Origin of the sequence: Micromonospora sp. NBC_00421 (assembly GCF_036017915.1) — a bacterium.
Lineage (GTDB): Bacteria > Actinomycetota > Actinomycetes > Mycobacteriales > Micromonosporaceae > Micromonospora.
In genome coordinates, this window is the sequence record NZ_CP107929.1 from 4034081 (window position 1) to 4047137 (window position 13057).

The following is a 13057-nucleotide window of genomic DNA, read 5'->3' on the forward strand; positions in this document are numbered from 1 at the left end:
GGCTGTTCGTCAACCAGCGCTGCCTCGCCGATCATGGAGTTGTGGTGGGTAACAGAACGCCCGCAAAGCCCCCAAAGTCGGCACCACCACTCCATGATCGCCAAGCGGGCCGCCCACCCCGCTCCCCGATCGGGCACTTCCTGTCCCGGGTTTACCAGCCGCCCACGGCGTTGACGCAACGGTGTTGACAACCAGGATCGAGCACAATCTTGCGGGTGCCACCCGATCCGGAGCGGATGAGATCGGACGACGACCGCGGAGAGCCGGACAGGGGGGACAAAGGGGACAGAGGGACAGAGGGACAGGGGGACAGAGGGACAGGGGGAACCAGCGGAAACCGCAGCATGAGCCGGTGGGGCCGGTCCCTTCACTCCCGTTACCCGGCTTGTTCCTCCTGTTGCCCGGCCTATTACTCCCGTTGCCCAGCCTCCGCCCCTGCTGCTCCACCCAGCCAGGCACGTTGCCCAGCCCCGCCCCCGCTGCTCCACCGAGCCAGGAGTGAAGGGCCAGGCAACAGGGGCGAGGAGCCGGGCGGAATCGGCGGGCCAAGCGGAATCAGGCAGGGTCAGCGGGATCAGGCAGGGATCAGGTGGTGCCCAGGGCGTGGGCGTGTGCCACCAGGGCGGCGTTGTCGGGGGCCGGTGCACCGTCCGGGAGGTGGAGGGTGTCCTCCAGGCCGATCCGGGTGTCCAGACCCCGGCGTACCGCGTCGAGGAGCACCGGCCAGGTGGCGGGTCCTTCGCCGTGCAGCAGCACCGGAGGACCGCCGGGGGCGAGAGCGGCGAGGGTGGCGAGCATGTCGGCGGCGTCGGCCAGCGCCTGGTCCGGATCGTCGGCCAGGCACTCGACCAGGAGCCGACCGGCCGGCACCCGCCAGCGTCGCCAGGCCCGGACCGCGTCCACCGTCCAGAGGCCGGCCTCGACCAGCACGCCGCGCTCGTGCAGGGCCGCCGCGACCGCCTCGGCACCGTCCTCGTGCGCGTTGACCGAGGCGAAGTCGGGCAGCACCGACCAGGCGCGTACGGCGGCGACCCGGGCGGTCGGGTCGGGCGCGATCCACGCCCCGGTGCTCACCCCCACCGGCAGGCCGGGCCGGGCGGCGCGGATGGCGGTCACCGCGTCGGCGATCACCAGCGGCGACAGCGACTCGACCCCCTCGGCGTCCCGGGGGTGTACGTGCACCGCCGCCACCCCCAGCGCCGCACAGCGGACCGCGTCGGCGGCCAGCTCGGCGGCGGTCAACGGCACGGCGGGGTGCTCGGCACGCGAACGGGTGCCGTTGAGGGACGCCTTCCACACGCCCGGTCAGCCCCGCTCGCCCTCGGCCTCGGCCAGCGCGTCGGCGTCGATCTGCTCGGCGAACTCGGCGGCCTCGGCGCTCTGGGCGGCCAGCGCGTCCTTCACCGCCCGGATCGCCACCCCGGGTGGGTAGCCCTTGCGGGCGAGCATGCCGACCAGCCGCCGGAACACCGCGTCGGGTTCGCCCCGGGCGGTCCGTAGTTTCCGGTCGACCAGGGCACGGGCGGTGGCCGCCTCGGTCTCCTCGTCCAACTCGCCGAGGGCCTCGCTTGCCACTTCGCCGTCCACACCACGCTGACGCAGCTCGTTGGCGAGCGCCCGGCGGGCCAGACCGCGACCGTTGTGCCGGCTGGAGACCCAGGCGCGGGCGAAGGCGGCGTCGTCGATGATGCCGACCTCGTCGTAGCGGTCGAGCACCTGAGCGGACACCTCGTCGGAGATGCCCTTCTTGGCCAACGCCCCGGCCAGCTCGGCCCGGGTACGCGGACGCACCGCGAGCTGCCGCAGGCAGATCTCCCGGGCCAGCTCGCCCTCGTCGCGGGGCGTCGACTCGACCGGGGTCGACTCGGCCCCGTCGGGCCGCCCCCGGCGACCCCGCCGGGAGCTGGTGCCTTCGGCCCAGGGCGGGCCGTCGGCGGTGCCGGCCGGGTCGTGGGCATCGGCCCGGGATGAGTGGTCGGTACCCGCGCGGGGAGGGGCGGCATCCCAGCCCCGCCCCGTGCGGGCGCGTCGTCCTGCCATCCGACCGCTACCGGTCAGAAGTCGACAGGCGGCAGCTCGGGGCCACCGGCGGCATCACTCGCGCCGACCCCGACGCCGAGCTTCTCCAGGATCTTCTTCTCGATCTCGGCGGCCACGTCCGGGTTCTCCTTGAGGAACTCCCGGGCCTTCTCCTTGCCCTGGCCGAGCTGGTCACCGTCGTAGGTGTACCAGGCACCGGACTTGCGGATGATCGCCTGCTCCACGCCGACGTCGATCAGCGAGCCCTCGCGGGAGATGCCCTTGCCGTACATGATGTCGAACTCGGCCTGCTTGAACGGCGCGGCGACCTTGTTCTTGACGACCTTGACCCGGGTGCGGTTACCGACCACGTCGGTGCCGTCCTTGAGGCTCTCGATGCGGCGCACGTCGAGCCGGACCGAGGCGTAGAACTTCAGCGCCCGACCACCGGTGGTCGTCTCGGGGCTGTTGTGCACCATGACCCCGTCGACGAAGTAGTTGTGGTTGCCCTCGACCTCGATGTCGAACCGGTTCATCGAGCGGGTCCGAGGCTTGACGTGCACGTCGATGATCCGCGCCGGCACCGGGGTGAGCTCCACTGAGGCGAACTGCGGCTCGACCGCGCACTGCCCCCGGAACCGCGGCAGCAGCTTCGACTCCATCGCCGCCGGCACGTACGGCGCAACCAACTCCTGGAACCGGGCGGACGACGCCGTGGTGAAGATGATCGACGCGGTCCCCCGGGCACCCCGGGCAACCAGCTTCACCTCCATGCCGTACGCGTCGCGCAGGTGCTCGACCAGCCGATCACGGCTGCCCTCCGCCATCGCCTCCACGCAGATCTCGATCCGCCCGGAGCCACCGGCGGTACGCTCCTGCACACCCTTGGAGCGGACGGTGAAGCACCCGTCGTCCATGTACCACACCGCGAGGGCCAGCGGGGTCAGGGCCTTGAGGTAGTCCCAGCTGAGGTGCTTCCTGCCGTCGCCCAGGTAGACCGCGCGACGCAGCTCGTCCAACTCGGGCAGCGGCGTGAAGTCGACGAACGCAGCGCCACGATCATCGGTGCGGCGGGAGTGGGTGATGTTGCCGAGCAGGGACGCCTTCCAGTCGAGATAGTCGACCTGCGCCGCGCCGTGCCCGAGGCGGAACCGGACACCAGAGCGGTCTGCCCGGTTGGGCGAGAGGGCACCGTCACCCATCAGGGAACCGAGCACGACCTGCCACTGCTGCTCACTCAGCCGCCGCGGCTCAGCCAGCATGACCCGGTCACCGGCGATCAACTCGCCAGCCTCCCGCCAACCGCCGGGCGTACGAATCATGTGATTGGCGGTGGCGGCGAACTGTGCGCGGCCATTGCCGCCCGACTTCGCCACGGTGAACTGGAGGAACTGCTCGGCAGGGCCGTTGTTGAACCAGTTGGTGATCCGCTTCGGCTCCACCCGGTCGGTTTCCGGGTTGTAGGAGAGAACCTCGACGTCCATCCGCTGATTGACGATCTTGCCGATCTTCTCCTGGGTGCCGTCGGCCAGGGTCACCCTGGTCGAGTACGACATACATCCGAACATGACGCCGATCTTCTCGCGGAGCTGGTTGATGAAGATCGCCGTGGTGCCGGTGTTGTTGAGCACGCCGGTGATCTTCCGCAGCGCCTGGCTCATCAGCCGGGCCTGGAGACCGACGTGGCTGTCGCCCATCTCGCCCTCGATCTCGGCGCGCGGCACCAGGGCCGCCACCGAGTCGATCACGATGATGTCGATCGCGCCGGAGCGGACCAGCATGTCGACGATCTCCAGCGCCTGCTCACCGGTGTCCGGCTGGGAGACCAGCAGGGCGTCGGTGTCGACGCCGAGCGCCTTCGCGTAGTCGGGGTCGAGCGCGTGCTCGGCGTCGACGAAGGCGGCGATGCCGCCGGCCCGCTGGGCGTTGGCCACCGCGTGCAGGGCGACCGTGGTCTTACCGCTGGACTCGGGGCCGTAGATCTCGACGACCCGGCCCCGGGGCAGGCCACCCACCCCGAGCGCCACGTCGAGCGCGATGGAGCCGGTCGTGATCACCGACGTCTGGACGACCGGGCGCTCGCCCAGCCGCATCACCGACCCCTTGCCGAACTGCTTGTCGATCTGAGCGAGAGCAAGGTCGAGTGCCTTCTCCCGGTCGGGCCCTGCGGCCATGTTTGCCACTCCTGCCTTCGCCGGCGTCTTTCCTGAGCTTCGCGTCACGCGGACACGCTAGGCGCTGGGTCCGACAGAAAACCAGCCGACGGGCCGTGAGCTGTGGACGAGCACCCCGCTGTGGACAATAGCCGAACAGGTGTACGAGTCGGCAAGCGACACGCGGAAGTGCCGGAACGGCAGCTCAACGTAGCCGGGCGGGCACCCGGTCGGGGTACGCGGCGACCACCGCCCGCCACACGACGTGGGTCTGCTCACCGGCGGCGAGCGCCTGCGTGATGGTCCGCCCGTCGAGTTGGGAGAGCACCTGGTCGCTGGCGATGCTGGCCGCGTAGCCCGGCCCGAACGCCTCGTCCAGCCGGGTCCAGAAGTCGGTCAGCCGCACGTGATCACTCCTCCTCGTCGGGTGCCGTCGGCGGCACCCGACGCAACGCTAGCGCCACCAGCGGCACCGCCGCGATCGCCGCCAGCAGGGTGAGCGTCGGATAGCCCGCCACCCGCATGACGAACCCGCTGGCCGCCGCAGCGCCCGCCCCGGCCAGCCCCATCGTCAGGTCGGACAGCCCCTGCACGCTGGGGCGTACCCCGGCCGGCACCGCCTCGGACAGCAACGTCGAGCCGGCCACCATGGTCGCCGACCAGCCCAGCCCGAGCAGGGCCAGGCCGACCGAGAGGCGCGGCGTGTGGTGCCCGGCGGTGCCGGCCACCGCGCAGGCGGCCAGCAACATGCCGACCCCACCGAGGATCACCGCGCGTCGGCCCAGCCGGTCGGTGAGCCAGCCCACCACCGGGGAGAACGCGTACATGCCGGCGATGTGCAGGCTCAGCACGATGCCGACGACCCGCAGCACGTCCGCGTCGGAGTGCGACTCGCCGAGGCGCACCGGGGTCATCGCCATCACCGCGACCATCACCAGGTGGCCGACCGCGACGGCGGCGATGCCCAGCCGGGCGGCCGGTCGCCCACGGACCACCCGCCAGGCCGCCCGCATGCCGACCCGCCGCGCGCCCGGCGCGGTGTCCGTCACCGGCGACGCGGCGGTCCCGGCCACCGGCGGTGTCCCGGCGTCGGCCGCCGCGAGCCGCCGCGCGGTGAGCAGCGGATCCGGCCGCAACAGCAGCAGCAGTACGACCGCAGCCAGGCCGAACGCGACGGCGCTGAACGCGAACGGGCCGGACAGCGACGGCAGGCCCCAGCCCCGGGTGACCCCGTCGGCGAGCGCGGCGAAGTTGGGTGCCGCCACCGAGCCGATGGTGGTGGCCCAGACGACCAGGGAGAGTTGCCGGCCCCGGCGGGCCGGCTCGGCGAGGTCCACCGCCGTGTAGCGGGCCTGGAGGTTGGCCGCCGTGCCGCCGCCGAACAGCAGCATCCCCAGGAAGAGCAGCGGCACCCCACCGGTGACCGTGGCGAGCACCACCAGCAGTGCCCCGACTGCCCCGACCAGGTACGCCACCACCAGCCCCGGGCGACGCCCGTGCCCGTTCATGATCCGGGTGACCGGTACGGCGAGCAGCGCCGCGCCGACCACCCCGCAACTCTGCGCCAGCCCGGCCACGGCGGTGCCGGCGACCCGGGCCGCCAGCAGCGCCCCGACCGAGATCCCGATGGCCACCCCGACCCCACCGATGATCTGCGTGACGAAGAGCAGGCGCAGCGTGCGCCGCTGGATCGGGGCGACGTCGGGCCGGGTGGGCGCGCGCAGGTCGGCGGTCATCACACGCTCCTGGTTCGGGGGGCCCATCGTCGCGCAGCCGGCCGCCCGCCCGCACCGGGGTTACCGGTCGGCGCGCGGCGGGGTGTGGTCGGGAACGCCCCGTCCCGTTCCCCGTGCCGCCGTGCCGGGACCCGCACCCGGTCAGCCGGCCAGGGCGCGGGCGGCCACCATGAGGTCGTCGACCAACCCCCGGTAGGCGACATCCTGGTTGTCGGCGCGCAGCACCGCCGACGGGTGGATGGTGGCCAGCACCCGGGCGTCGACCGTGCCGACGCGGTCCTCCGGGACCCGGGTGAAGTCGTCCGGGTGTTCGGCGGCGGCCGGCCAGGGCAGCAGCGCGCCGCGTTGCCGGGTGACCCGGAACGCCGGGCCGAGCAGGGCCTTCGCCGCCGTCGCGCCGAGCACCACCACCAGTTCGGGGCGGAGCCGGGCGAACTCGGCGACCAGCCACGGCCGGCAGGCGACGACGTGCACCCGGTCCGGGGTCTGGTGGATGCGCCGCCGGCCGCGCAGCTCGTGTCGGAAGTGCTTCACCGCGTTGGTGATGTAGAGGTGGGCCGGGTCGAGGCCGGCGTCGTCGACCGCCCGGCGCAGCAGTCGCCCGGCGGGGCCGACGAAGGGCAGCCCGTGCTGGTCCTCCAGGTCGCCGGGCTGCTCGCCGACGAAGACCACCCGGGCGCTCTCGTCGCCCCGGCCGAAGACGGTCTGGGTGGCGTCCCGGTGCAGCTCACAGCCCCGGCAGCCAGCGGCGGCGGTACGCAGTTCGGCAAGTGTGCCGGCCTGCGGCGGGATGAACTGCTGGGCACCGGGTGGGTCGGTCTGCTCGGCCATGGCGACTGTTCTACCCGGTCTGGCGGGACGTCCACGAGGGACCCTCCGGGCTTCCCGGCCGCAACCCGTCAGCCAGGGATTCCCCTATGCTTCCTCGTCGCTTTCGAGCAGGTGCGGACGTTTCTCGGCGATCCACGCCTCCACGTCGGACTTCAACCAGACGTTGCCCATCTTGAGGGTGGCAGTCGGGGCGGGGAAGTCTCGCCGGTTGATCAAAATGTACGCGCGCTGTCGGGAGATACCCAGACGCTCCTGGATCTCCGCTGCCCCCATCAACGCCAGTCCCACGGAACAAACGCTACGGGCAGAGATAGCGCACGCTTCCAGTAGCTTACACAGGCTACCTAACACGCTCCCTTGATGTACCGTTTACGTCACGTAACCCCGGCGTCAGGAGGAGCACGCATGACTCGTGGGAAGTGGTTTCAGCGGCCTGCTGAACCTGTCGACGTCGTACAGCAGATCAGGCCCCGGCCCGCGACCGGGACACCCGGGAAGGACGCTGCCGCCGACGCCCGTCCGGCGGTGCCCCGCCAGCTGACTCCCGAGGTCAGGTGGCGGGCACGGAATGCCCGCAAGCTCAACCGGGGGTTCTGGCCAGATGTATGAGCAGCGACCCGCCGAGCCACCGTTCGCGGTGCTGATGGCCGGCTACGTCGTCGACTTCCACCATCGCAACGCCTGCTCCCGCTGCCAGCCTGACGGCTCCTGTGCCCGCCTGGTCGACGCGGGCGAGACGCTGCGCGTCTGGCGCGAGCGACGCGTGCAGCGAGAGTTGCGCGCCCGGCGAGACCGGAAGGGCCGATGAAGGCCGGCGATCTGGTGTACGTGACCAGGGCCGCCAGCGTGCAGTTTCTCCGGCCCATCCGGTTCCGGGTCATCCGGGTGCTCGACTGGCCGACGTACGACGGATGGGTCTGGTTGGAGGGATACCAGCTGAACGCGGCCGGGGATGCGGTCTCCCGCCGGAGGATCTTCGTGCAGCCGGCGGGATTGACCACACCACCCGCTCCCGTCCCCGCGCAGCCCGGCAGGAGAAGGCCGACGGACCGGGTCAGGCGGTGAAGCCGATCGGGTCGGTGGGGCGGACCGCCGCCGCGACCGCGTCGGCCAGTGGCGTGAGGTCGGCGTCGTCGAGCGAGCTGACCGTGATCCGGACGGCGGGCGGGGCGCCGATCCGGTAGAGGCCGCCGGGAGCGACCGACCAGCCGGTGTCGCGCAGGGCGGTGACCGTGGTGGTCTCGTCGGGCACCGGCAGCCAGACGTTGATGCCGCTGCGGCCGTGCCCCGCCAGGCCCCGGTCTGCGAGCGCGGCGAGCAGGCCGGAGCGGCGGCTGTCGTACGCCTCGGCGGCCCGGTGGACCAGGCTCGTGGTGGCCGGGTCGCGCCAGAGCGACAGGACGAGTCGTTGCAGGACTGTGGAGACCCAGCCGGCGCCCACCCGGGCCCGACCGGCCACCCGGGAGACCGTCACCTCGTCACCGGCCAGCACCGCCAGCCGCAGGTCAGGCCCGAAGGGCTTGCTCACCGAGCGGACGAACGCCCAGCTCGGAGTGGCCCCGGCCAGCGGGTGCAGGGGCAGGCGGGACAGCTCGGCGGCGTGGTCGTCCTCGATCAATAGCAGGTCGGACCGGCCGGCGAGCAGCGCCCGCAGGGCTTCGGCCCGGTCGGCGGAGACGGCGGCACCTGTCGGGTTCTGCGCCCGGCTGGTGACCACCAACGCCCGTACCCCCAGGATCAGCGCATCCCGGACCCCGGCGACGGTCGGCCCGTCGTCGTCGACCGGGACGCCGACCGGCCGCAGGCCGAGCGCGGCGACCAGGTCGAACAGGTTGGCCCAGCCCGGATCCTCCACCCCGACCGCGTCGCCGGGGCGCAGCTGGCTGGCGAGCAGCCGCTCGATGCCGTCGAGTGCTCCCCCGGTGACGGTCAGCTCGTCGGCGGGCACCCCGTCGGCGGCGAGCCGGGAACGGGCTGCCTCGGCCAGTGCGGGGTGCACGCCGGTCGAGGCGTAGCCGGCGGGCGGGCCGATGTCGGCGGCGAGCGCGGCCAGGTGCGGGCCGAGCGGCGGCAGCAGCCGGAGGTCGGGCTGACCCTGGGACAGGTCGCGGGTGCCGGGGGCGGGCGCGGGGTGCCGGGCGGCGCGGCGGGTGGCGACCGGCGGCCGGGGCCGCACCCGGGTGCCGTGCCGGCCGGCGGTGGCGACCAGGCCCCGCTGGCGCAGCTCCTGGTAGGCACGGGCGACGGTGGCCGGGCTGACCGCCAGGTCGGCGGCCAGCGTGCGGACCGGCGGCAACGCGTCGCCGGCGGCGAGAACGCCGGTGCGGATGCCGGTTTCCACGCTCGCCGAAATCGCGGCGGACGTGGACCCGAGGATCTGATAATGTGCTGCCACAGTTTCAGGATCGTACTAGCACAAAGGCGGGATGTCACATGTACGCGTCGACCGCACGCACCACCGCCAGCCGCACCCGGGACCGGATGAGCTACGACCGGGCCGCCGCCCACGCCGTGCTCGACGAGGCGTACCACTGCGTGCTGGGGTTCGTGGTCGACGGCGAGCCACGACTGCTGCCGACCCTGCACGTCCGCATCGGCGACACCCTCTACCTGCACGGGTCCACCGGCAGCCGGCCGCTGCTCGCCGCCCGGGGTGACGCCGGGCTGCCGGTCTGCGTGACGGTGACCCTGCTCGACGGGCTGGTCTACGCGCGCTCGCAGTTCCACCACAGCGCCAACTACCGCTCCGTCGTCGCGCACGGCAGCGCCCGCCTGGTCACCGGCGAGGACGACAAGCGCGCGGTGCTGACCGCCCTGGTGGAGAAGGTCGGGGCCGGGCGGGCCGCCGACAGCCGGCCGCCGTCCCGGCGGGAGCTGGCCGAGACGGCAGTCCTGGCCCTGCCCCTGCACGAGGTGTCGATGCGGTCCCGCACCGGCGGGGTCGGCGACGAGCCGGCCGACCTCGGCCTACCGCACTGGGCCGGGGTGGTGCCGCTCCGGCTGACCGCCGGCCCACCCGAGCCGGACGCCGGAGTGGTCGCCCCCGTCCCGACCTACCTGCCCGCCACCGGCCCGCCGGGACGATCTGCACGGTCCGGTCCCGCCGGGTTGCCGGAACCGGGTTCCGCCGGGTTGCCGGGGTCGGACTCCGGCGGGGCCCGGTGGCGGGAGCCGGTGCCGATGCGCGGCGCGCACGTGCTGCTGGAGCCACTGGCCCTGGCGCACGCCGACGAGCTCTTCGCCGCCACCGCCGAGCCGGAGGTCTGGGCCCACCTGGGCCGCCCGCTGCCCGCCGACCCGGCCGCGATGCGGGCGATCGTCGCCACCGCGTTGGCCGCCCGGCAGCGCGGCGAACGGGTGCCCTGGGTGCAGCGTTGCCCCCGGACGGGAGCGGTGGTCGGCACCACCTCGTTCTACGAGGTCGACCCGGAGCGCCGCAGCGTCGCGATCGGCTACACCTGGCTCGGCCGCCCGTGGTGGCGCAGCGGCGTGAACACCGAGACCAAGCTGCTGCTGCTCGGCCGGGCGTTCGACGAGCTGGGGGCGGTGCGCGTGGTCTGGCACACCGACCTCCGCAACACCCGCTCCCAGGCGGCGATCGAACGGCTCGGCGCGGCCCGGGAGGGCGTGCTGCGGATGCACCGCCAACGGCCCGACGGCTCCTGGCGGGACACCGTGCAATACGCGATGACGATCAACGAGTGGCCGAACGCACAGGCCAGCCTGCGGAAAAGACTTCGTCCTACGGCACCGGTGGGGTGAGGATGGCGGGCGTGCTGGGCATCACCGACATCTGGACGTACGTGTTGGGCACGGTGGCGATCATCCTGCTGCCGGGGCCGAACTCCCTCTTCGTGCTCTCCACCGCCGCCAAGCGGGGTGTGGCGGTCGGCTACCGGGCGGCGGGCGGGGTGTTCCTCGGCGATGCGGTGCTGATGCTCCTCTCCGCCGCCGGGGTGGCCTCACTACTCAAGGCGTACCCGCCGCTCTTTCTCGTGATCAAGTACGCCGGCGCGGCCTACCTCGGGTACGTCGGGTTGACCATGCTGCGCGGGGCCTCGCGGCGTTGGCGCGACCGCCACGACCCGGCGGCACCCCGGTTGATCGACGCCGCCGAGCCGGCAGCGCTGCGCAGCCCGTTCCGCAAGGCGCTGATGATCAGCCTGCTCAACCCGAAGGCGATCCTCTTCTTCATCTCGTTCTTCATCCAGTTCGTCGACCCGGGTTACGCCTGGCCGGCGCTGTCGTTCCTGCTACTCGGGCTGATCGCCCAGGTGACCAGCGTGCTCTACCTCACCGCGTTGATCTTCGCGGGCACCTTCCTGGCCGCCCAGTTCCGGCAGCGTCGGCGGCTCGCCGCGGGGGCGACCACCGGCGTCGCCGTGCTCTTCCTGGGCTTCGGCATCAAGCTCGCCACCGCCTCGGTCTGACGCCGAGCCCACCGACCGGGGTGCCGGAGACCGCCCGACCGGACGCGCGGCACCCTCCTGCAAGCCAGGCACGCGGATCGGCCGCAGCGCAGGGCGGGACCGGACAGCGCACGGTCACCGGTCCACGGCCGGTCGGCACGCGCGGGACCGGCCGGGTCAGGTGCCGTCGCCGCCACCGCCGATACCCCCGCCGCCGCCGGTGCCGCCCAACCCGTAACCGGGCGCGACCGGCGCGTCCGGTCGGCGACTGACGTGGGCCGACTCGGTGATCCGGGCCGACCAGTGTGCGTGCGAGGCCGCCGCCGCGTGCCGGTTGATCGCCGCCCGCAACCAGCCGTCCACGACGGAGACCCAGTCCCGTTGCTCGGCACCGGTGTGCCAGATCCGGAACCGGCTGATGCTCTGGTGACTGATCCCGGTCAGCGAGAGTCGCCGGTCCATCCAGAGCAGCACCTCCAGGCCGGCGGAGTTGGCCACGAAGATCAGTTCCAGCTCGGTGATCGGGCCGGCGTAGAGCGGGGCGACCCAGTAGCCGAGACGTTGGTGCACCGGTAGGCCCTGTTCCACCCCCGGCAACCGGCTGGCCACCAGGCCCGCCTGCCGCAGCACGAAGCCGAGGGTGTCCAGCGCCGCGAGCACATGCTGCTGGGTGGGGAGCGGATGGACGAAGATCGGCACCAGCGCACCCTGGTCCAGCTGCGGATCCACCGACACCTCGGTACGCAGCCCGGTACGCAGGCTCATCAACGGCACCCCGCCGAAGATCGTCACCGGGGTCTCCCAGGGCAGAGGCACCGCGAAGTCGATGGCCCGCCGCCGCCCGGCCGGTACGACGAACCGGCCCCCCACCGGCACCTGGTGATACTGCACGAGACTGCGGGGTGCGCGGGGGTCGTCCGGTTCGGCGGTGGCCACCAGTCCGAGGCGTACGTGTCGGATCGGCACGTCCCGCGACCCGGCGGTGAGCATCACCCGCCCCGGCAACCGCAGCCCCGGGCGGGTGCTCGGATTGGTCAGGGTGGTGCTCACCGCCAACCCGGTCCCCCCGGACTCCGGGGACACTCCGGTCAACCGCATCCCCGCCGCTCCCCCCGTCGCCGCCTGTCCACCCCGTCCCGGCCGCCTGCCCCCGCAGACCGCTGCCGGACCGGTCGCCGTCGCGCCCGGACCGGTCGCCGGCAGCTCATCCGGGCCAGCCGAGCGACCCGTCACCGGCACGGCGCGAGGTGCTGGATTCCCCCTGTCCGGCCCGGCATTCCTCGACGCCATGGGGAGCGAACCCAGGCCCGGCAGTTGATACCGTGCTCGTCGTGACAGAGCTGGAAGAGCTGGTCCTGACCCCCGACGAGCGGGCCCGGCGGGTCCGGGTCGAGGATGTGATGTTCGGGATGGACTGGACCGGTGAGGAGCACCCGGGTCAGCTGGCGGCGTTCGTGGCCGGTCGGGTACTGGCCTTCGGGGCAGCACCGACAGACGTCGACACCACAGTCGTCTACCGCGCCGCCGAGGCCGATCCGACCCTACGTCGCGGTGACTTCCCGGTACGCCAGCTCGATCATCTGGCCGGTGTGCTGGCAGATCTCGGCTGCACGCTGATGGTGTGGGACAACGGCACCGACACCTACGAGGTGCTCGTCGCGCCGACCGGTGGGCGTGAGCTGACCGGGTTGACGCACCAGGGCCTCCCGGTGCGGGCCTGGAACTCGCCACCCGAGGAGACAGCGGTCAGCCTGGACTGCCCGAACTGTGCGGAGATGCTGATCTGGCAACTGTCGGCGACCCAGACCCTGGCCGACGAGCGCTGCGACTGTGGGGCCGCGTTGTTCGACGCCACCGGCCGACCGCTGCCCGACGTCACTCTCCACGACTGAGCCGCTCGGGTGCCCCT

Annotated in this window: 14 protein-coding genes and 2 pseudogenes; 5 read left to right on the forward strand and 11 right to left on the reverse strand. The window is 72.8% G+C overall.

What is annotated here, in order from left to right:
* Positions 1–585: 585 nt before the first annotated feature.
* From OHQ87_RS16650 to OHQ87_RS16690, 9 genes and pseudogenes are all read right to left on the reverse strand, one after another.
* Positions 586–1299 (reverse strand): 3-keto-5-aminohexanoate cleavage protein, encoded by a 714-nt coding sequence (locus OHQ87_RS16650; protein ID WP_328338862.1) that lies wholly within the window; start codon positions 1297–1299, stop codon positions 586–588.
* Between the two features lie 6 nt (positions 1300–1305).
* The gene (locus OHQ87_RS16655) at positions 1306–2040 is read right to left on the reverse strand and encodes a regulatory protein RecX (RefSeq protein WP_328338864.1); all 735 of its coding nucleotides are present in this window, start codon (positions 2038–2040) and stop codon (positions 1306–1308) included.
* 14 nt (positions 2041–2054) lie between these two features.
* Positions 2055–2555, reverse strand: a complete 501-nt coding sequence (locus tag OHQ87_RS16660; RefSeq protein WP_374102177.1) for a hypothetical protein — start codon at positions 2553–2555, stop codon at positions 2055–2057.
* A 171-nt stretch (positions 2556–2726) separates the two neighbouring features.
* Positions 2727–3341: pseudogene (locus tag OHQ87_RS16665) on the reverse strand (intein-containing recombinase RecA); the annotation flags it as partial.
* Positions 3342–4193: pseudogene (gene recA, locus OHQ87_RS16670) on the reverse strand (recombinase RecA); the annotation flags it as partial.
* A gap of 184 nt (positions 4194–4377) precedes the next feature.
* The gene (locus tag OHQ87_RS16675) at positions 4378–4578 is read right to left on the reverse strand and encodes a DUF3046 domain-containing protein (protein ID WP_091249479.1); all 201 of its coding nucleotides are present in this window, start codon (positions 4576–4578) and stop codon (positions 4378–4380) included.
* Between the two features lie 4 nt (positions 4579–4582).
* Positions 4583–5908: an MFS transporter gene (locus OHQ87_RS16680; RefSeq protein ID WP_328338868.1), complete on the reverse strand. Its 1326-nt coding sequence runs from the start codon at positions 5906–5908 to the stop codon at positions 4583–4585.
* 141 nt (positions 5909–6049) lie between these two features.
* Entirely contained in the window at positions 6050–6739 is a 690-nt protein-coding gene (locus tag OHQ87_RS16685) for a UdgX family uracil-DNA binding protein (protein WP_328338870.1), read from the reverse strand.
* An 84-nt stretch (positions 6740–6823) separates the two neighbouring features.
* Positions 6824–7027 (reverse strand): helix-turn-helix transcriptional regulator, encoded by a 204-nt coding sequence (locus OHQ87_RS16690; RefSeq protein WP_442930470.1) that lies wholly within the window; start codon positions 7025–7027, stop codon positions 6824–6826.
* A gap of 313 nt (positions 7028–7340) precedes the next feature.
* Here OHQ87_RS16690 and OHQ87_RS16695 point away from each other — a divergent pair, with 313 nt between their 5' ends.
* Positions 7341–7547, forward strand: coding sequence for a hypothetical protein (locus tag OHQ87_RS16695; RefSeq protein ID WP_328338872.1), 207 nt, complete (start codon positions 7341–7343; stop codon positions 7545–7547).
* Positions 7544–7804, forward strand: a complete 261-nt coding sequence (locus OHQ87_RS16700; protein ID WP_328338874.1) for a hypothetical protein — start codon at positions 7544–7546, stop codon at positions 7802–7804. The genes OHQ87_RS16695 and OHQ87_RS16700 overlap by 4 nt, the downstream gene beginning before the upstream one ends.
* Here OHQ87_RS16700 and OHQ87_RS16705 read toward each other — a convergent pair.
* Positions 7794–9134 (reverse strand): aminotransferase class I/II-fold pyridoxal phosphate-dependent enzyme, encoded by a 1341-nt coding sequence (locus OHQ87_RS16705; protein WP_328338876.1) that lies wholly within the window; start codon positions 9132–9134, stop codon positions 7794–7796. The two genes, OHQ87_RS16700 and OHQ87_RS16705, sit on opposite strands and share 11 nt — an antisense overlap.
* Before the next feature lie 38 nt (positions 9135–9172).
* On the opposite strand from OHQ87_RS16705, the gene OHQ87_RS16710 reads away from it, so the two are divergent.
* Together OHQ87_RS16710 and leuE are read left to right on the forward strand one after the other, a co-directional pair.
* On the forward strand, positions 9173–10501 hold the full coding sequence (locus OHQ87_RS16710) for a bifunctional pyridoxamine 5'-phosphate oxidase family protein/GNAT family N-acetyltransferase (RefSeq protein WP_328338878.1): 1329 nt from the start codon (positions 9173–9175) through the stop codon (positions 10499–10501).
* 2 nt (positions 10502–10503) lie between these two features.
* Complete coding sequence (leuE, locus tag OHQ87_RS16715) at positions 10504–11169, forward strand: leucine efflux protein LeuE (protein ID WP_328338880.1); 666 nt, start codon at positions 10504–10506, stop codon at positions 11167–11169.
* 156 nt (positions 11170–11325) lie between these two features.
* On the opposite strand, the gene OHQ87_RS16720 is transcribed toward leuE, so the two are convergent.
* Entirely contained in the window at positions 11326–12246 is a 921-nt protein-coding gene (locus OHQ87_RS16720; RefSeq protein ID WP_328338882.1) for a sporulation protein, read from the reverse strand.
* Between the two features lie 233 nt (positions 12247–12479).
* On the opposite strand from OHQ87_RS16720, the gene OHQ87_RS16725 reads away from it, so the two are divergent.
* Positions 12480–13040 carry a hypothetical protein gene (locus OHQ87_RS16725; RefSeq protein ID WP_328338884.1) on the forward strand — a complete coding sequence of 187 codons (561 nt, stop codon included), beginning with the start codon at positions 12480–12482 and terminating at the stop codon, positions 13038–13040.
* Positions 13041–13057 lie beyond the last annotated feature (17 nt).